The 16,728-nt window shown below is 64.9% G+C and carries 14 protein-coding genes and 1 pseudogene; 6 read left to right on the top strand and 9 right to left on the bottom strand.

Annotated features, from left to right (window positions below; all coding sequences use genetic code 11):
- Positions 1-9 precede the first annotated feature (9 nt).
- Positions 10-1,176 carry a ubiquinol oxidase subunit II gene (cyoA, locus tag UP10_RS12560; protein ID WP_044587648.1) on the bottom strand — a complete coding sequence of 389 codons (1,167 nt, stop codon included), beginning with the start codon at positions 1,174-1,176 and terminating at the stop codon, positions 10-12.
- A 194-nt stretch (positions 1,177-1,370) separates the two neighbouring features.
- Here cyoA and UP10_RS12555 point away from each other — a divergent pair, with 194 nt between their 5' ends.
- Complete coding sequence (locus UP10_RS12555; RefSeq protein WP_044587647.1) at positions 1,371-2,681, top strand: MFS transporter; 1,311 nt, start codon at positions 1,371-1,373, stop codon at positions 2,679-2,681.
- On the opposite strand, the gene UP10_RS12550 is transcribed toward UP10_RS12555, so the two are convergent.
- From UP10_RS12550 to UP10_RS12540, 3 genes and pseudogenes are all read right to left on the bottom strand, one after another.
- Positions 2,678-3,436: a transporter gene (locus tag UP10_RS12550; protein WP_044587646.1), complete on the bottom strand. Its 759-nt coding sequence runs from the start codon at positions 3,434-3,436 to the stop codon at positions 2,678-2,680. The genes UP10_RS12555 and UP10_RS12550 overlap by 4 nt on opposite strands.
- Positions 3,437-3,627: 191 nt before the next feature.
- Positions 3,628-5,094: a M48 family metalloprotease gene (locus tag UP10_RS12545; RefSeq protein WP_044587645.1), complete on the bottom strand. Its 1,467-nt coding sequence runs from the start codon at positions 5,092-5,094 to the stop codon at positions 3,628-3,630.
- Between the two features lie 90 nt (positions 5,095-5,184).
- Positions 5,185-5,969: pseudogene (locus UP10_RS12540) on the bottom strand (thermonuclease family protein).
- A 154-nt stretch (positions 5,970-6,123) separates the two neighbouring features.
- Here UP10_RS12540 and UP10_RS12535 point away from each other — a divergent pair.
- The 4 genes from UP10_RS12535 (at position 6,124) to UP10_RS12520 (ending at position 11,313) form a co-directional block, all read left to right on the top strand.
- The gene (locus tag UP10_RS12535) at positions 6,124-7,329 is read left to right on the top strand and encodes an ABC transporter substrate-binding protein (RefSeq protein WP_044587644.1); all 1,206 of its coding nucleotides are present in this window, start codon (positions 6,124-6,126) and stop codon (positions 7,327-7,329) included.
- A 146-nt stretch (positions 7,330-7,475) separates the two neighbouring features.
- Positions 7,476-8,270: an enoyl-CoA hydratase gene (locus UP10_RS12530; protein WP_044587718.1), complete on the top strand. Its 795-nt coding sequence runs from the start codon at positions 7,476-7,478 to the stop codon at positions 8,268-8,270.
- Positions 8,271-8,285: 15 nt separating this feature from the next.
- Positions 8,286-9,041, top strand: a complete 756-nt coding sequence (locus UP10_RS12525) for a VOC family protein (RefSeq protein WP_044587717.1) — start codon at positions 8,286-8,288, stop codon at positions 9,039-9,041.
- 157 nt (positions 9,042-9,198) lie between these two features.
- Entirely contained in the window at positions 9,199-11,313 is a 2,115-nt protein-coding gene (locus UP10_RS12520; protein WP_044587716.1) for an acetate--CoA ligase family protein, read from the top strand.
- A 161-nt stretch (positions 11,314-11,474) separates the two neighbouring features.
- On the opposite strand, the gene UP10_RS12515 is transcribed toward UP10_RS12520, so the two are convergent.
- Genes UP10_RS12515 through UP10_RS12505 form a run of 3 tightly spaced genes read right to left on the bottom strand, consistent with a single transcriptional unit; the run spans position 11,475 to position 14,536 of the window.
- A complete protein-coding gene (locus UP10_RS12515) occupies positions 11,475-12,275 on the bottom strand; it encodes an enoyl-CoA hydratase/isomerase family protein (RefSeq protein ID WP_044587643.1) in 801 nt (266 codons plus the stop codon).
- A gap of 17 nt (positions 12,276-12,292) precedes the next feature.
- Complete coding sequence (locus UP10_RS12510; protein ID WP_044587642.1) at positions 12,293-13,453, bottom strand: acyl-CoA dehydrogenase family protein; 1,161 nt, start codon at positions 13,451-13,453, stop codon at positions 12,293-12,295.
- 18 nt (positions 13,454-13,471) lie between these two features.
- Entirely contained in the window at positions 13,472-14,536 is a 1,065-nt protein-coding gene (locus UP10_RS12505) for an acyl-CoA dehydrogenase family protein (protein WP_044587715.1), read from the bottom strand.
- Between the two features lie 276 nt (positions 14,537-14,812).
- Between UP10_RS12505 and UP10_RS12500 the strand changes: the two genes are divergently transcribed.
- Positions 14,813-15,595: an SDR family NAD(P)-dependent oxidoreductase gene (locus tag UP10_RS12500; protein ID WP_044587714.1), complete on the top strand. Its 783-nt coding sequence runs from the start codon at positions 14,813-14,815 to the stop codon at positions 15,593-15,595.
- Between the two features lie 139 nt (positions 15,596-15,734).
- Here the strand turns inward: UP10_RS12500 and UP10_RS12495 are convergent, their stop codons facing one another.
- Both UP10_RS12495 and UP10_RS12490 read right to left on the bottom strand, forming a co-directional pair.
- Positions 15,735-16,001, bottom strand: coding sequence for a GlsB/YeaQ/YmgE family stress response membrane protein (locus tag UP10_RS12495; RefSeq protein WP_044538070.1), 267 nt, complete (start codon positions 15,999-16,001; stop codon positions 15,735-15,737).
- Positions 16,002-16,034: 33 nt separating this feature from the next.
- Positions 16,035-16,625, bottom strand: a complete 591-nt coding sequence (locus tag UP10_RS12490) for a YidB family protein (protein ID WP_044587713.1) — start codon at positions 16,623-16,625, stop codon at positions 16,035-16,037.
- Positions 16,626-16,728: the final 103 nt, after the last annotated feature.

Raw genomic sequence — 16,728 nt, 5'->3', positions numbered from 1 at the left:
GCGGCCCTCTTAGGAGTCTGATTTCGTGCGCTGGCCGAGCAGCAATGATGTCGATGATGGATGCGCCGGCGAGAACGGCGGCCGCTTCAGCCCGACCCCGCGCAGCGGCGTCATGTCGAACGGGGCGTTCACCTCGCGCGTCGGCGCGCCCTTGATTTCGTCGATCGCGCAGATGCCGGCGACAAAGGTCGGCTCGCTGCCGAGCGGCGCGCCGCGGCGGGCATATTTGTCGTAAGCCAGCGGCAGTGTGTTGTTGAGGCCCTCACGGCCGAGCCCACCCTTGGCGTCGATATCAGTCATCTCGCTCATGCACATCTTGCCTGTTTCGACGCACATGTTGAGGATCGCCTTGTAGAGGTCGCGATCGACCGAGCCATAGAGGCGAACGGGCTCATTCTCGCTCGGGCGCTCGAGCTGCAAATAATCGCTGCGGCCGAGCATGCCGCCGCTGGATTTTGCCGCCGCGACCCATTTGTCGAAGTCGGCGGCCGAGGTGCTCTTGAATTCGAAGTGCATGCCGGAGAAGCCGGCGCCGCTGTAATTGGCGGAGAAGCCCCTGAAGGTGCCTGCCTTGTTGGCGACCGCGTGCAGCTTGGTCTCCATCCCGGGCATGGCGTAGATCTGGCCGGCGAGGGCGGGGATGTAGAAGGAGTTCATCACGGAGGACGCCGTGATGCGGAAGCGGATCGGGCGATCCACGGGAGCGGCGAACTCGTTGAGCGAAGCGACGCCGTAATCCGGGTAGATGAACAGCCACTTCCAGTCGAGCGCGACCACCTCGACGTTGAGCGGCGCGTCCTTGCCCTCGATCGGCCGGTCGGCGGCGATGCGGCCGAGCGTGCGGTAGGGATCGAGCAAATGGGTGCCCATCCAGGTCAGCGCGCCGAGGCAGACGATGATCAAGAGCGGCGCCGACCAGATCACCAGCTCGAGCTGGGTCGAGTGATCCCAGTCCGGCTCGTAAGTCGCCGTGGTATTCGACTGCCGGTAGCGCCAGGCGAAGAACACCGTCAGCGCCATCACCGGCAGCACGATCAGGAGCATCAGGACGGTGGAGATCAGGACGAGGTCGCGTTGCTGCACGGCGATGTCGCCGGCTGGCGCCAGGACGACGAAGTCACACCCTCCGAGCAGGGTCGCAAACGGCAATAAGGCCAATAGTTTCAAGGCGCGCACGGCTCACCCCCAAGGGATCTTTGGCACGAATTTCATGAGTTATGCCAAGGGGTAGCTGCGATGCAGCAAATTGGACATTGGACAATTTGTCCAATGTTGCAGTGCGGGATAAGCCGCCAAACAGTCAACCGGACCGCGTGGCAGAATCCGCCCGTGGCCACCATGTTCAACCGACTGACAACGGCGCAATCGCGATGGCACAGGCCCCTGCAAGCACCCTCGGAGCCCCGGAGGCCGCCGGTCACGGCCAGGCGAAGCCGGGCGAAATCGCCATCGGCGTCATCATTGGGCGCACCTCGGAATTCTTCGATTTCTTCGTCTATGCGATCGCCTCGGTGATCGTGTTTCCGAAGCTGGTGTTCCCGTTCGTCAACGAACTGACCGGGACGCTCTATTCCTTCGGGATCTTCGCGCTGGCCTTCGCCGCGCGGCCGCTCGGCACCGTGATCTTCATGGCGGTCGACCGTCGCCACGGCAAGGGCGCCAAGCTCGTCATCGCGCTGTTCCTGCTCGGCACCTCCACGGTCGCGATCGCGTTCCTGCCCGGCTACAATGAGATCGGCATGGCCGCGATCTGGCTGCTCGCCGCGGCGCGTCTCGCGCAGGGCATCGCCTGGGGCGGTGCATGGGACGGCCTGGCCTCGCTGCTCGCGCTCAATGCGCCGCCGCAGCATCGCGGCTGGTATGCGATGGTGCCGCAGCTCGGCGCGCCGCTCGGGCTGATCGTGGCGAGCGCGCTGTTCGCCTTCTTTGCCGGCAATCTGTCGGCGGATGATTTCTTCGACTGGGGCTGGCGCTATCCGTTCTTCGTCGCCTTCGCCATCAACGTCGTGGCGCTGTTTGCGCGGCTGCGCATGGTGGCAACCCCTGAATATTCCGATCTGTTCGAAAGCCGCGATCTGCAGCCGGCGCGCGTCGCCGAGACGATCCGGCACGAAGGCCGCCACATCCTGCTTGGTGCGTTCGCGCCGCTGGCGAGCTTTGCGCTGTTCCACATGGTCACGGTGTTTCCACTGTCCTGGGTGTTCCTGTTCACCCGCGAGAGCCCGGTGCGCTTCCTGATCATCGAGATGGTCGGCGCGATGGTCGGCGTCGGCGCGATCGTGGCCTCGGGCATGATCGCTGACCGCGTCGGGCGCAAGCCGCTGCTGATCGGTTCCGCGATCGCGATCGCCGTGTATAGCGGCTTCGCCCCGCAGCTGCTCGATGCCGGTGCGGTCGGCGAGACCGTGTACATGGTGCTCGGCTTCATCCTGCTCGGCCTCTCATTCGGCCAGTCGTCGGGCGCGATCGCCTCCAGCTTCGCGCGGGCCTATCGTTACACGGGCTCCGCGCTGACCTCGGATTTCGCCTGGCTGTTCGGCGCCGGTTTTGCGCCGCTGGCAGCGCTGCTGCTCGCGACCCATTTCGGGCTGATCTCGGCGGGCGCTTACTTGTTGTCGGGCGCAGTGTGGACGCTGCTGGCGCTGTGGCTGAGCGGCTTGCGCGAAGCCGAGGTTGATTAGCGGAACAACCCGTCGACGCGGAACGAATAGCCGAGGCCGACGATGTAGCTCGGCGAATTGCGGTTGAGGCCGAACGCGACATGGAAGTCGACCTGCTGCGTCGGCGTCAGGTGATACATGCCGCCGGAATTGATCAGCTGGGTCGGGCGTGCGCCATCCGGATAGTCGCCGACATATTCGGTGAACACGCTGATCCGCTCGGTCAGCTTGTTCTCGATCACGAAAGTCGCCTCCGACATGTGCTGGCCCGTCAGCTCGGCGGGACGGAAGAATTCCGTGAACATGCCGCTGACGCCCCAGCCGTGATCGAGCTCCCATGACCATGGCAACTGGATGTAAGGCTGCGTGCCGCGCCCGGCGATTCCTGCCGCGCCGCTCGGCAGCGCGACGCCGGCGGTAACAGACAGATCGATCTTTCCGGGCACCGGGCTGACCTGCCATTTGATCGCCGGCGCGACGTCCGAAAAACCTGATGCTCCAGGTGACTTCACATTGCCGGTGTAACTCGGCAGGTCGACCAGCACTTCGAGGCAGGGCGCGATGCCGAGCCGCCAGCGGCTGTTGGTGCCGTCGATGGTGCGGCCGCCATCGCGGCCGGTCAGGTTGACGCCGTTCTCGTTCTGCAGGCTGCCGACCGGCACGACGATGCTCGAATTCGTGACGTCGGGCCGGTCGGTCGCAATCTCATCGCTCGCCTTGGGGCAACCATCCGCATGCGCGCTGGCAGCCGTCGATATCGCGAGTGCAGCAAGCATGCACAAGCGACGACAGACCTGCGCGACACCATCGAACCGGTACGAACCCAACTGCCTTGTGCCTCCACGCTCTGGCGGTCGCTCTGAGCCCGCAGGATAGATCGCGCAGGCGGCGTGATTATTCCCGCTCTCTCACGGGTCGTCCCGGCCTTCGCCGGGACGACGGCGGTGATTGGGCGCGCGCGCCGGCCTCAATCCACCACGATCTTGACGCGGTCGCGCGGCTTGACCTGGGCGTGGACGTCGAGGCCGTTGAGCACGCGGAAGCGGTCGGCCGGGTGATCGACGCCGGCCATACGATGCGAGAGCGATTCCACGGTGTCGCCGGGCTGCACGTTGATGACCTTGATGCGCAAAGGACGCGCGGACTGGATCTCCTCGAGCGTCAGGCGACGGAACGAGTTGACGGTCTCGCGCGCATTGCGCTCGCTCTCGGTGGTCTTCTGCTTGGCGGCGAAGATGAAGCGGTAGACGTCGCTGCCGAAGCGCAGTGCGTAGACCTTGAACTGCCACTGGTCGCCATGGGCGGTCGCCGCCGACGCCGGGAAGCCGTTGATGTTGAGGTCTTCGGTCGATGCCTTCTCGACGCCTTCCATCCAGCCGGAATTGAGATAGTCGCCGAGCGACTGCTCGGCCGGAACCCGCACGACGTCGAAGCGCATCGCTTGGTTGCCGCCCTCGCGCACGCCGATCACCGCCTGCGCGGTGTTGTCGAGCGTGAATGTATCGGGCGCGGTGAAGGTGAAGCCGAGCTTGGGATGCAGGAAGCGGCGGCCGCGGACGAAGCCTTCGCTGGGGTCCTCGCCATAGACGATGTTGTCGATCGCGGCGAGATAGGTCTCGCGGTCGCGCTCGTTGCTTTCGGGCGAGGAGTATTGCCGCGCGGTCGCCTGCGCATTGGCGACGCGCTCGGGGGTGGCTGGATGCGACGACAGGAAGTCCTGCGCGCGCGGGTCGAGCGCGGTCCTGCCGACCTTGAGCGCCGCGTTGCGCTCCATCGCGGTCAGGAAGCGCGCCGCGCCGTAGGGATCGAAATGCGCGCGCGCGGCGATCCCGACGCCGATGCCGTCGGCCTCGAACTCCTGCTGCCGCGAGAAGCTCGCCATCGTCAGCTTGGTCTTGGCCAGCGCCAGCGCGGTGAGATCAGGATCGCTGCTCATGTCGGTGACGACGCGCGTCACCACTGCCGCCTGCCGCGCCTGGTCCTCGCGGATCGAGGCGTGCTTCGCCAGCACATGCGCCATCTCGTGGCTGAGCACCGAGGACAATTCGGAGGTGTCGCTGGCGAGCGCAATCAGGCCGCGCGTGACATAGAGCTGGCCGGTCGGCAGCGCGAAGGCGTTGACCGCGCCGGAATTGAGGATCGTGACCTTGTAGGCCTGGTCGGGGCGGTCGGAGGCCGCGACCAGCCGGTCGACGGTCTGGCCGATCAACGCCTCGAGCTTCGGGTCGTCATAGGCGCCACCATAGGAGGACAGGATGCGCTCATGCTCGCGCTCGGTCGCCGGCGTCTGCTGCACCACGCGGTTTGGTTTCGCAGGCGCTGCCGCCGATGCCGCGGGCGACGCCTGCTCGAACCGGCCGGCATTGCCGCAGGCCGACAGCATCAGCGCGGCACAGATCAGCGCTGGCGCAGCCGAGAGGCCGCGGCCTGTCATTCCCTCACGCCGTCCTGCGCGCGCAATCACGTCCAAAACTCACAATTGTCGAGCGAACCGATCGGGGCATGATCCATGCCACCATGGCCGCTAGTTCCCGCCGAGCACTTCAATCTGCCCCACTTGGAGCAATTCGATTCGTGGTCCACGCCGCTCTTCCACCCAGCCTCGGACACGAATCCTTCGATTTTCGAGGGACTTGGGCGCCAGTCCGGCCGCCTCGAACGCAGGAACTATGCGCCTTGAAATAGTCACCGCAAAGTCCCGTGTCCAGTTTCGGCCGAAATTCAGATAGGTCGTTGCCCCTGCCTGCCGCACCGACAAAACCCTGCCCTCGCCACCGTAAAGCGCCCGATCCCGGCCAAAATATCGCCCGGACTTTCAGCGTTTTTTATGACCGTGGACCCGGCCCAGGTTCCCGACTTGGCCTGCCGCGCCTCAGCTTCGGCCGCCATCAGCAGCGCGGCGCAGTCCTTGTTGGCGATCTCGGATGAAACCAGAGCGAGCCCCTGCCGCAGCAGGTCGCCCTGTACGGGTGTCTCGGCACCGGCGAGAAAGACATAGGCCGGCTGGCGGCCGTAGCGGTCGGGCGCATCGTCGGGACCGCGCAGCGTCACGTCGCGGCCGACCAGCAGCGCCGACAACGCCGCACTTGCCTTGGCCCGATCAGCCATCTCGATGCCGGCCAGCCTGACCTCGCGCCCGTCATCCAGCCGTAAGCTGCGCGCGTCGATAACAGCGGCGACGCGGCCATCGCCCTGCTCGTCGAAATTGCATCCCGCCGCGTGGCTTGCGCTGCAAGCGAACAGTGTCGCAAACACCAGCAGCGCGTCGCGAGTCAAAGTCGGCAGAATCCGCATCGGTACCAATTGCATCAGCCGATGTTCGCACATCCCAGCCATTCCGTTGAGCGGAAAACACCTCGCGGCTCCGTGGCTTGCCGCTGTGGATGCCATGCGGCATGATCCCGCGCGAAACAAACGGACCGGCCGCAATGGACGACGGCGCGGGCTTCAAGGGAGGCTTTTGATGAGACGAGTTTTGGCCGGTGTATTGGCCTGCGCGCTTGCGATGTCGGCGACTGCGGCGCTGGCGCAAAGCAAGCCTCCGCTGAAACTCGGCGGCATCCTCGACATGTCGAGCCTCTATGCCGATATCACCGGCTCCGGCAGCGAGACCGCGGCCAAGATGGCGGTGGAGGATTTTGGCGGCGAGGTGCTGGGACGCAAGGTCGAAATCGTGGTCGCCGACCATCTCAACAAGGCCGACCTTTCTGCCAACATCGCCCGCGACATGTTCGACAACCAGGGCGTCGAGATGATCTTCGACGTCGCGGCGTCGGCGACGGCGCTCGCCGCCGGCGAGATCGCGAAGGCGCGCAACAAGATCATCATGTTCAACGGCCCCGGCTCGATCCGCCTCTCCAACGAGGCCTGCGGCCCCTATACCGTGCATTACGTGTTCGACACTTTCGCGCAGGCCAACGTCACCGGCCTTGCCGCGGTGAAATCCGGCCTCGACAGCTGGTTCTTCCTGACCGCGGACTACGCCTTCGGCCAGGACCTGGAGAAGGACACCACCGCCGTGGTGCTGAAGTCGGGCGGCAAGGTGCTGGGCAGCGTGCGGCATCCGCTCAATACCTCGGACTTCTCGTCCTTCCTGCTGCAGGCGCAGGCCTCCAAGGCCAAGGTGATCGGTCTCGCCAATGCCGGCGGCGACACCATCAATGCGATCAAGCAGGCCGCTGAATTCGGCATTATGAAGAGCGGCCAGAAGCTGTCGCCGCTGCTAGCCTTCGTGAGCGACATCGACGGTGTCGGACTGGAGACCGCGCAGGGGCTGCTGCTGGCGGAAGCGTTCTATTGGGACCTCAACGACGACACCCGCGCCTTCTCGAAGCGCTTCATGGAGCGCACCAAGCGAGTGCCGACCTCGGCACAGGCCGGCGTCTACTCATCCGTGCTGCATTATCTGAAGGCGGTGAAGGCCGCGGGCACCACGGATTCGGCTGCCGTCATGAAGGTGATGAAGGAGACTCCGGTCAACGACATGTTCGCCAGGAACGGCCGGATCCGCGAGGATGGCCGCATGGTGCACGACATGTATCTGTTCGAGGTCAAGAAGCCGTCGGAATCGAAAGGCCGCTGGGACGACTACAAGTTGCTCGCGACCGTGCCGGGCGAGGAGGCCTTCCAGCCGCTGGAAGCCTCGCGCTGCCCGCTGGTGAAGAAGTGACGCGAAGCGTCATTCCGGGGCGATGCGTAGCATCGAACCCGGAATCTCGAGATTCCCCGATGCGCAATTGCGCATCTGAGGTCTGGTCCTTCGGACCATCCCGGAATGACGCTGAAACAACCAACAACAACGAAAGGCAAAACGCCATGAGCGACAATCAGATGGTCCTTCAATCCCTCGATCAGGGCCTGCTCACCATCACCATGAACCGCCCCGAGCGGCGCAATGCGCTGAATCCCGACATGACGCGCGGGCTCGTCGATGCCGCGCGGCGCGCGCAGGACGATACCGAGGTACGCGCGGTGCTGATCAGGGGCGCCGGCGGCACGTTTTGCGTCGGCGGCGACGTCAAGTCGATGGCCGAAGGCCGCGCTCCGATGTCGTTCGAAGCCAAGACGGCGAATTTGCGCCGCGGCATGGAGGTCTCGCGTATCCTGCACCAGATGCCAAAGCCCGTCGTGGCGCAGCTCGACGGTGCCGCGGCCGGCGCCGGATTGTCGATCGCGCTGTCCTGTGATCTGCGCGTCGCCAGCGCCTCCTGCAAGATCACGACCGCCTTCGCCAAGGTCGGATTTTCCGGCGATTACGGCGGCACCTACTTCCTTACAAAAATGCTCGGCAGCGCCAAGGCGCGCGAGCTCTATCTGATGTCGCCGGTGCTCTCGGCGCAGGAAGCCTATCATCTCGGCATGGTGTCCAAGGTGGTGCCGGATGCCGATATCGAGGCGGAGACGCTCGAGCTCGCGCGCTCGCTTTCGAACGGACCGTCGGTGGCGCTCGGCTACATCAAGCGCAACATCAACAATGCCGAGACCATGACGCTGGAAGCCTGCTTCGACGGCGAGGCGATCCATCACTCGCGGGCCGGCGAAACCGCCGACCACAAGGAAGCGGCCAAGGCCTTTGTCGAGAAGCGCAAGCCGACCTTCCAGGGACAGTAGGCCATGGCCGATTTGATGGCCGATTACATGCGGCTGCGGCAGATCTGCCTGGTGGCGCCGCAGCTCGCGCCTGTCATCGCTGATATCTCCGCGATCATGGGCCTTGATGTCTGCTACCGTGATGGCAACGTCGCCAAGTACGGCCTTGAGAACGCGCTGCTGCCGGTCGACACCATTCTTCTGGAAGTCGTCGCGCCGTTCGAGCCGGGGCCGGGCACGGCGGCCGGGCGCTTCATCGAGAAAACCGGCGGCCGCGGCGGCTACATGGCGATCTTCTGCTGCGAGGATCCCGACGCGCGCGGCGCCAGGGCCAATGCCATTGGCGTGCGCACCGCGAACGTGATCACGCATGCGCCGTATCACGGCGTGCAACTGCACCCGCGCGATTGCCGCGCCGCCTTCATCGAGTTCAACCACACCGATGGCAGCGACGACATCCTCGGTCCGTATCCGCCCGCCGGCCCGGACTGGCAAAAGTCGATCCGCAAGGACACGACCCTGGCGCTGACCGAGGTCGAGATGCAGAGCCCCGAGCCGCTGGCCTTGGCGGAGCATTGGGGCAAGATCATCGGCGTTGCCGCTAACGGAGCCATTGTGAAGTTGCCGAACAGCACCTTCCGCTTCGTCAAGGGCGATAGCGAGATCATGAGCGGATTGACGTTCCGCGTCGCCGACAAAGCGAAGGTGCTGAATGCGGCGAAGGCGAATGGCTGCGCCGTTTCGGGCGATACGTTCTTCCTCTGCGGCGTGACGTTCAAGCTGACGGTGTAGTTTGCGTCATTGCGAGGAGCGAAGCGACGAAGCAATCCATTCTATCCCCGAATAGACAGATGGATTGCTTCGCTTCGCTCGCAATGACGGGTTGGAGATTGAGCTGGCGGCGGCGATCCAATATCATTGCGCCCAACAAGAACAAGGGAACGCGCCCATGCCGCATCCGCTCGATTCCTTCTTTGCGCCTGCAAGCATCGCGCTGATCGGCGCCTCGCGCGATCACGAGAAGATCCCCGGGCGACTGCTCGCGATGCTGCGCAAGAATGGCTATCCCGGACGACTCTATCCGATCAATCCGAACTATGACGAGATCGACGGGCTCACATGCCACAAGTCGATCGCCGACATCGGTGCGCCGATCGATCTTGCGGTGATCGTGATTCCGGCTCGCGCGGTGCTGTCGGCGCTGGAGCAGTGCGCGGCCGCCGGCGTCAAGAATGCCGTCATCATCTCGTCCGGCTTTGCCGAGGAGGGTGGCGACAGCGCGGCGATGCAGGATGCGATCGTGGCGCTGGCGAAACGGACGGGGATGCGGATCTCCGGGCCCAATGCCGAGGGGTTTTACAGCCAGGTGCAGAAGGTCGCCGCGACCTTCAGCCCGACCGTCGACGTCAAGCCGGATACGCCGGTGCTCGTCGCGAGCAAACGGCGGATCGGCATCGTGGCTCAAAGCGGCGGTATCGGCTTTGCGATCTATCACCGCGCGAAGGCGCTCGGTATCGCGCTCTCTTATGTCGTCAGCGCCGGCAATGAGAGCGATCTCGGTGCCGGCGAGTTCCTCGACTACATGGCGCAGGATCCGTCGACCGACGTGATCCTGCTGTTCATCGAGGGCATCAGGGACGTTGACAAATTCCTCGCCGCAGCGAAGCGGGCCGCCGAGATCAAGAAGCCGGTCATCGTGATCAAGGTCGGCCGCTCCCACGCCGGCGAGCGTGCTGCGGCCTCGCACACCGCGAGCATGGCCGGCTGGTCGGCGGCCTATGACGCGGTGTTCGCCAAATATGGCTTCATCGTTTCGAATGATCTCGACGAGGCCGTGACCATCGCGGCGCTGTTGACGACCAATCCGTTGCCGAAGGGCGACCGCGTCGCGGTGCTGACCGTCTCCGGCGGCGCCGGCATCTGGGGCGCGGACACCGTGTCGATGCAGGGCCTGGGCGTGCCGGAGCTCTCGTCACAGATCCAGGACAAGATCAAGCAATGGATGCCGTCCTATGGCGCGGCGGGCAATCCGGTCGACGTCACCGCGCAGGGCGTCTCCTCCGGCGGCCTGCAGAAGAGCATCGCGCTGTTCGACGCGTCGGACGAGGTCGACGCCACACTGGTCGTGCTGTCGCTGTCGAGCGAGGTTCGGATGCCGTTCAAGGAGGCCGAGCTGAAGCCTGTCATCGCGGCACAGAACAAGCCTGTCGTGTTCTATTCCTACACGTTGCCGTCGCAATTCGCACGGCAGGATTTCGCGAAATCCGGCGCGGTGGTGCTCTCGGGGCTGACCCATGTCGGCGTCGCGATGCGGCGGATCGCCGATTACGCAAAATTCAGGCTGGCGCCGGAGGCGGAGATCACGGCATCGCCACCGCGCGATCTCTCGGCGCATCTCACGTCAAGGACATTGTCCGAATTCGACAGCAAATCGCTGCTGCGCGCCGCCGGCATCGCACTCCCGAACGAGGTGCTGGTGACCGATCGCAACGGGCTCGATGCTGCGATCGCGCGGGTCGGATTTCCGCTGGTCATGAAAATCCAGTCGCCGGAGATCGCGCACAAGAGCGAGGTCGGCGGCGTCAGCGTCAATATCACGGCCAAGGGCGAGGCGTTCACGGCCTATCGGGACATGCTGGAGAATGTGCAGAAACGCCGGCCGCAGGCCGTGATCCAGGGCGTGCTGGTCGGACCGATGGCGAAGAAGGGCGTCGAGATCATTGTCGGCACAATGACGGACACGACGTTCGGGCCGATGGTGATGGTGGGGCTCGGCGGCATTACCACGGAGCTGTTTAGGGATGTGGCCTATCGTCCCGCGCCGGTCAGTGCTGCGGAGGCATCCGCGATGCTCGAGACACTAAAGGCCGCACCGTTGTTGCAGGGCTTCCGCGGCGCGCCGAAGGCCGATGTCGCAGCGCTGGCCAAGTTGATCTCGGATATCTCAATGCTGGCATCACGGCACGCGCGCGAGATCGCCGAGATCGAGGTCAACCCGGTGCTGGTGCACGCCGAAGGGCAGGGCGTCACCATCGTGGATGCGCTGGTGGTGCCAAAGGTTTAGCGAGCCATCCCCCCAACGTCGTCCCGGCGAAGGCCGGGACCCATTACCACCGAATCCGGTTGGGAGAAGAAGCCGACTCCGCTTGTGCCCCTTCCGCGGGCCGCGGCGTATGGGTCCCGGCCTGCGCCGGGACGACGCGTTGATAGATTTGTGCGAGAGGCCTACCGCCCTTTGAAATTCGCCACCCGGCGTTCGGAGGTCGCCTTGACGCCTTCCTTGAAGTCTTCGGTCGCGCGCAGCTTGGTCTGCTCGGCCAGCTCGTGGTTGGTTGCGGCGAGTACGCGGTCGGCGAGGCCGGCGCGCATGGTGGCGCGGGTCGAGACCAGGCCGAGCGGGGAGCATTCGGCGATTTCCTGCGCGAGCTTCATCGCTTCGGCCCGCACCTGGTCCTGCGGCACCAGTACATTGGCGAGGCCCCAGCGATAGGCCTCCTCGCCGGTGACGCGCCGGCTGGTGTAGAACATCAGCTCGGCGTTGTTCTTGCCGATCAGCTCAGGCAGCGTCGCGGTGAGACCAAAGCCCGGATGGAAGCCGAGTTTTGTAAAATTCGCCGAGAAGCGCGCCTCGGGGCAGGCGACGCGGAAGTCGGCGGAGACCGCAAGCCCGAGGCCGCCGCCGATCGCGGCGCCATGGATTGCCGCGACGATCGGCTTCTTGTTGCGGAAGATGCGGACCGCCTGAACGTAGAGATGATTGATCGGCAGGTTCGAGGCCGGATCGCTCTTGGTACGATCTTCCTGCTCCTGGCGGGCCGGATCGCCGAAATTGGCGCCGGCGCAGAACGCCTTGCCCTGCGCTGCGAGCACCGAGGCGCGGATCTCGATATTGTTGTCGATCTCCTCCAGCGCGTCGGCGATCTGGTTGATCAGCGCGACGTCGAAGAAATTCAGCGGCGGCTTGCGAATTTCGATCAGGCCGACATGGCCATGGGTCTCGACGCCGATATCCGTGTACTTGGTCATGATGTGTCCTCGTTGAATTAGCGCAAACCCAACCCGCGGGCGATGATGCCGCGCAGCACCTCGGTGGTGCCGCCCTGGATCGTCAGCTTGGGTGCGGTCTTGATGGCGAAATCGAGCTGCTTCTCCAGCGTCTCGCGGTTGGTCGCGGTCTCCTCGACGAAGGCGGCGAGATCGCGGACGCGGTGCGGCAGCTGCTGCTCCCACACCGTGCCGATGTCCTTGACGATCGAGGCCTCTACCACCGGCTCCTTGCCGGCCTGCAGCATGCCCGCCACCGACACCGACATGCGGCGCATGGTGTGGACCTGCGCCACCAGACGGCCGATGCCCTCGGCGCTGCGGGTGTCCGGGTTCTTGCCGACCGCGCGCACCAGCTCGGTCAGCACGTAGTATGTTTCGAGGAAGCGCTCGGGGCCGGATCGCTCATAGGCGAGTTCGCTGGTCGCCTGCTTCCAGGCGCCGTCGATTTCGCCGAGCATGTGATCGTCGGGCACGAAATAATCGGTGAACACGACCTCGTTGAACTCGAACTGCCCGGTGATCTGGCCGATCGGATTCACCTTGATGCCCGGTTGCTTCATCTTGACCAGGAACTGGGTCAGGCCGTGGCGGCGGTTCTCCTTGGTCGGCGGCGAGGTCCGGAAGATCGCGATCATGTAGTCGGCGATATGCGCCGACGAGGTCCAGATCTTGGTGCCGTTGATCAGATAACCGCCGTCGGTCTTGGTGGCCCGCGTCTTGGCCGCGAACAGGTCGGAGCCGGAGTTCGGCTCGCTCATGCCGATGGCAAAGCAAACCTCGCCGCGGCAGATCCGCGGCAGGATGTCCATCTTGATGTGCTCGGGCGCGTATTTCAAAAGGACCGGCCCGCTCTGGCGGTCGGCGACGAAGAAGCGCCGGGTCGGCGCATTCGCCACCCGCATCTCCTCGGTGACCACGTAGCGTTCGAGGAACGAGCGCTCCTGGCCGCCATATTTCTTCGGCCAGGTCATGCCGAGCCAACCCTTGGCACCGACACGGCGCGAGAACTCCGGCGCGTCATTGTCTTCGCGGTTGGGCGAATGGGGATCGAAGGTGCCGGCGGCGATTTCCTCGGCAAGGAAGGCGCGCACCTCCTTGCGGAGCTGCTCGCATTTCTCCGGCAGGCGGATCGGATCGAAACGAAGGGCTGCGGTCATGATGTCTCTGTCCTGATCTCAGCGCGAGGCTACCAGGGGCCACAATTCGTCGGCGCCGCGTTCGGCGACGCGCTTGCCGAGCTCGACCGCCCAGTAGCTCTCGGAGCCGTAATCGTCGCGCCAGGCCAGCGCGCGCAGCGAGTAGCGATGCAGGATGTGCTCGTTGGTGAAGCCGATCGCGCCATGCACCTGGTGCGCGATGCCGCCGCCCTTTTCCGCGGCTTCCGCGCAACGGATTTTTGCAGACGCCGCTTCGAGGAACTCCGCATCGCCGAACGATGTTGCGTGCACGATGGCGTCGGCGGCCGAGGTCGCGGCGGCCAGTGCCGCGGCGGACTCGCCGGCGAGGCGGGCGAGGTTGTGTTGCACCGCCTGGAATTTGGAGATCTTCTTCTCGAAGGCGACGCGCTCGTTGGAATAGCGCACCGAAATATCAAGCATCGATTCCAGCGCGCCCGCGATCTGCAACGAACGCACGACGCCGCCCATCAGCATCAGCGCGGTCTGGTCGAAGCCGTCAGGCGCCGGCTTGATGGCGGCCGGCTGCACGTGATCGAGCGTCACGGTATCGCTGTGATCACCGCCGAGGCCGATGCCTGCCTCGATCCGGCATTTCGCGGCATCGACCAGCGCGATCGAAAGGCTGCCATTCCCGCCTGCCAACACGGCGAAATGCTTCGCCTCTTTAGCGAAGGGCACGCCGCGGGTGCGGCCGGAGAGGCTGCCGTCGGCGTTGAGAGTGATGCGGTCCTTCGGACTCGCCGGCACCACCGTCATCTCGCCCCCGGGGGAGGCGATCTTCGCCTTCGCGAGCAGCCAGCCGGCCAGCATGGTTTCGGCCAAGGGAACAGCGATCGCGTGGCGGCCGGCGACGTTGAGAACGGCAAAACCTTCGGCGAGGCTGGCGCCGGAGCCGCCGAGATCATCGTGCACCCAGGAGAGCGGTAGGCCGGCCTCGGTCAGCGCCTGCCACAGCGGCGCCTTCCATGTGCCCTGCTTGTCGTGATTGATGGTCTGGGCGTCGGCGAGATCGGCGAAAATCTTGTCCGCAGTCTCGGCGACGATGTTCTCACTCTCCGCCACGGCGTTCCCTTTGTTGATTGGCTTGGGGCCGGTCCGTTCGGCCTGACCCCGCATGCAGGCTTTTCTTGCGCTCAATGATGCGGAAAAGCCATAGCCCTGACAAGCGTGGCCCGCAGGGCGATCTGCGACGGCGGCATGCGAACAGCCATCATGCGAACAGCCATGCGGCCAATAAATTCCGCAGTGCGGATTTCGCGGATTTTCAGGGACTGATCTGCGCGATATGGTATGCCACCGCCGGAATTCATTTGGCTCACAAGAACAAAGGAAACGCAGATGTCGAAGGATGGTTTGTGCGCGATCGTGACGGGGTCTGCATCGGGTCTTGGTGCCGCCACCGCGCAAATCCTCGCCAAGGAGGGCTCGCGCATCATCGTCAACTACTCCAACAGCAAGGCGGAAGCCGAAGCGACCGCCGAGCTTCTCCGCAAGCAGGGCGCTGAGGTCGTGGTGGTGCAGGGCGACGTGTCGCGCGACGAGGACTGCAAGAAGATCGCCGCAGCCGCAGCGGGCTGGGGCCGGCTCGACGTGCTCATCAACAATGCCGGCACCACCAAGCATGTGCCGCATCACGATCTCGACGGTCTGACCGCGGAAGATTTTCAGCGCATCTATGCCGTCAACACCATCGGCCCGTTCCAGATGGTCCGCGCGGCGCGTCACCTGCTCGAGGCCGGTGCGAAGGCGTCGGGGCGGCCGTCGGCAGTGGTGAACATCTCCTCGGTCGCCGGCATTTCCGGCGGCGGCTCATCGGTCGCCTATGCCGCGAGCAAGGGCGCGCTCAACACCATGACGCAGTCGCTGGCGCGCGCGCTGGCGCCGCTGATCCGCGTCAACACCGTGTGTCCCGGCTATATCGATACGCCCTGGTTCACCAAGGGCCGCGGCGCCGATGGCGCCAAGCAGGTGCGCGATGCCGTGGTGGCGCGCGTGCCGCTGAAGGTCGCTTCAACGGCGGAAGATATCGCCAACCTCGTTTGCTTCCTGGCGAGCCCGGCGTCGAGCAACATGACCGGCGAGTTCGTCCGCATGGACGCGGGCATGCACTTGCTTCAGTGAATTGAAGACTGTCATTCCGGGATGGTGCGTTAGCACCAGACCCGGAATCTCGAGATTCCCCGATGCGCAATTGCGCATCTGAGGTTCTCGCTTCGCGAGCCTCGGAATGACATCCTGTACGGGACGACAGTCTACCGCGTCACTTATTCATATCCGGGATCACGCGCGCCGCGACCAGCCGGTTCCAGATGAACAGCACCACCAGCGCGCCGACCGTGGCGGTGATGAAGCCGGCGCCCTGCTCGGGACCGTAATGGCCGATCGCCTGGCCGATGAAGGTCGCGAGGAACGCGCCGACGATGCCAATGATGGTGGTGAGGATGAATCCGCTCGGATTGTTCGGTCCCGGCGACAACAGCCGCGCGATGATGCCGGCGACAAAGCCGATGATGATGACCCTGATCATGTCTGTCCTCCTCCGATAAAACCAACGCCGCCGTCAAAGCCTGCCGGATACCTCATCGCCGCTGGGCAGCCGCCCGTCCGGCGTCAGATGATTGATAGCGTCGGGCAGATACTGGCTCAGGCCCTGCAGCAGATCGTCGCGCGATAGGCCGCTCTGCGAGGCCAGCGAGTTGATCTGGTCGGCGCCGAGCGCGTTGGCGAGATCACCAGGTGCGATCGCCTTGTTGGGACCGTTGCTGACCCAGGAATTGGCCGCGTCGCCATGGCCTTTCTGCTGGAGCTGGTTGAGCAGATCGCCGAGGCCGCCGCTGAGCACGGAGCCGGCTGCGCCGCCTGCGAGCAGTCCGCCCAATCCGCCCTTGAGGAGATCGCCGAGGCCGCCGCCGCTCAAACCGCCGGGCAGGCCCGCGGTCACGTTGCCGGGGAGCTGTGGCGCCTGTGCCGGTGTCGGCGCTGGGGCACCCGGCTGGTCACCGGTGAAATGCTTGACCGCTTTCCAGGCGAGCAACGCCATGATCGCCATCGTCATCGGTGACATCCCGCCACCGCTGCCGGACTGTGCGCTAGGCGAACTCGGACCGCGCGGGCCGTTCTGCATGCCGTTGAGTACGTCGAGTAGTCCCATGATCGTCTCCTGCCGCAACCGCAACCATGCCCCGCGGGGGAAACATAGCTGCGGCAAATGACGGTTACAAGGCGTGGGGCACGCCCGGGGGCGCGGGGCACGT

It is taken from the genome of Bradyrhizobium sp. LTSPM299 (assembly GCF_000938235.1).
Taxonomy (GTDB): Bacteria; Pseudomonadota; Alphaproteobacteria; order Rhizobiales; family Xanthobacteraceae; genus Bradyrhizobium.
The sequence above is the reverse complement of the archived record's forward strand: the minus strand, read 5'-3'. Positions and strand labels throughout refer to the sequence as shown.

What these genes read in the sequence shown, in the direction of transcription:
- UP10_RS12515 (WP_044587643.1), bottom strand. Translation starts at nt 12,275, where the DNA reads ATGACCAAGTACACGGATATCGGCGTCGAGACCCATGGCCATGTCGGC.
- UP10_RS12535 (WP_044587644.1), top strand. Translation starts at nt 6,124, where the DNA reads ATGAGACGAGTTTTGGCCGGTGTATTGGCCTGCGCGCTTGCGATGTCG.
- UP10_RS12500 (WP_044587714.1), top strand. Translation starts at nt 14,813, where the DNA reads ATGTCGAAGGATGGTTTGTGCGCGATCGTGACGGGGTCTGCATCGGGT.
- UP10_RS12520 (WP_044587716.1), top strand. Translation starts at nt 9,199, where the DNA reads ATGCCGCATCCGCTCGATTCCTTCTTTGCGCCTGCAAGCATCGCGCTG.
- UP10_RS12495 (WP_044538070.1), bottom strand. Translation starts at nt 16,001, where the DNA reads ATGATCAGGGTCATCATCATCGGCTTTGTCGCCGGCATCATCGCGCGG.
- UP10_RS12545 (WP_044587645.1), bottom strand. Translation starts at nt 5,094, where the DNA reads ATGACAGGCCGCGGCCTCTCGGCTGCGCCAGCGCTGATCTGTGCCGCG.
- UP10_RS12555 (WP_044587647.1), top strand. Translation starts at nt 1,371, where the DNA reads ATGGCACAGGCCCCTGCAAGCACCCTCGGAGCCCCGGAGGCCGCCGGT.
- UP10_RS12510 (WP_044587642.1), bottom strand. Translation starts at nt 13,453, where the DNA reads ATGACCGCAGCCCTTCGTTTCGATCCGATCCGCCTGCCGGAGAAATGC.
- UP10_RS12490 (WP_044587713.1), bottom strand. Translation starts at nt 16,625, where the DNA reads ATGGGACTACTCGACGTACTCAACGGCATGCAGAACGGCCCGCGCGGT.
- UP10_RS12525 (WP_044587717.1), top strand. Translation starts at nt 8,286, where the DNA reads ATGGCCGATTACATGCGGCTGCGGCAGATCTGCCTGGTGGCGCCGCAG.
- UP10_RS12530 (WP_044587718.1), top strand. Translation starts at nt 7,476, where the DNA reads ATGAGCGACAATCAGATGGTCCTTCAATCCCTCGATCAGGGCCTGCTC.
- UP10_RS12550 (WP_044587646.1), bottom strand. Translation starts at nt 3,436, where the DNA reads ATGCTTGCTGCACTCGCGATATCGACGGCTGCCAGCGCGCATGCGGAT.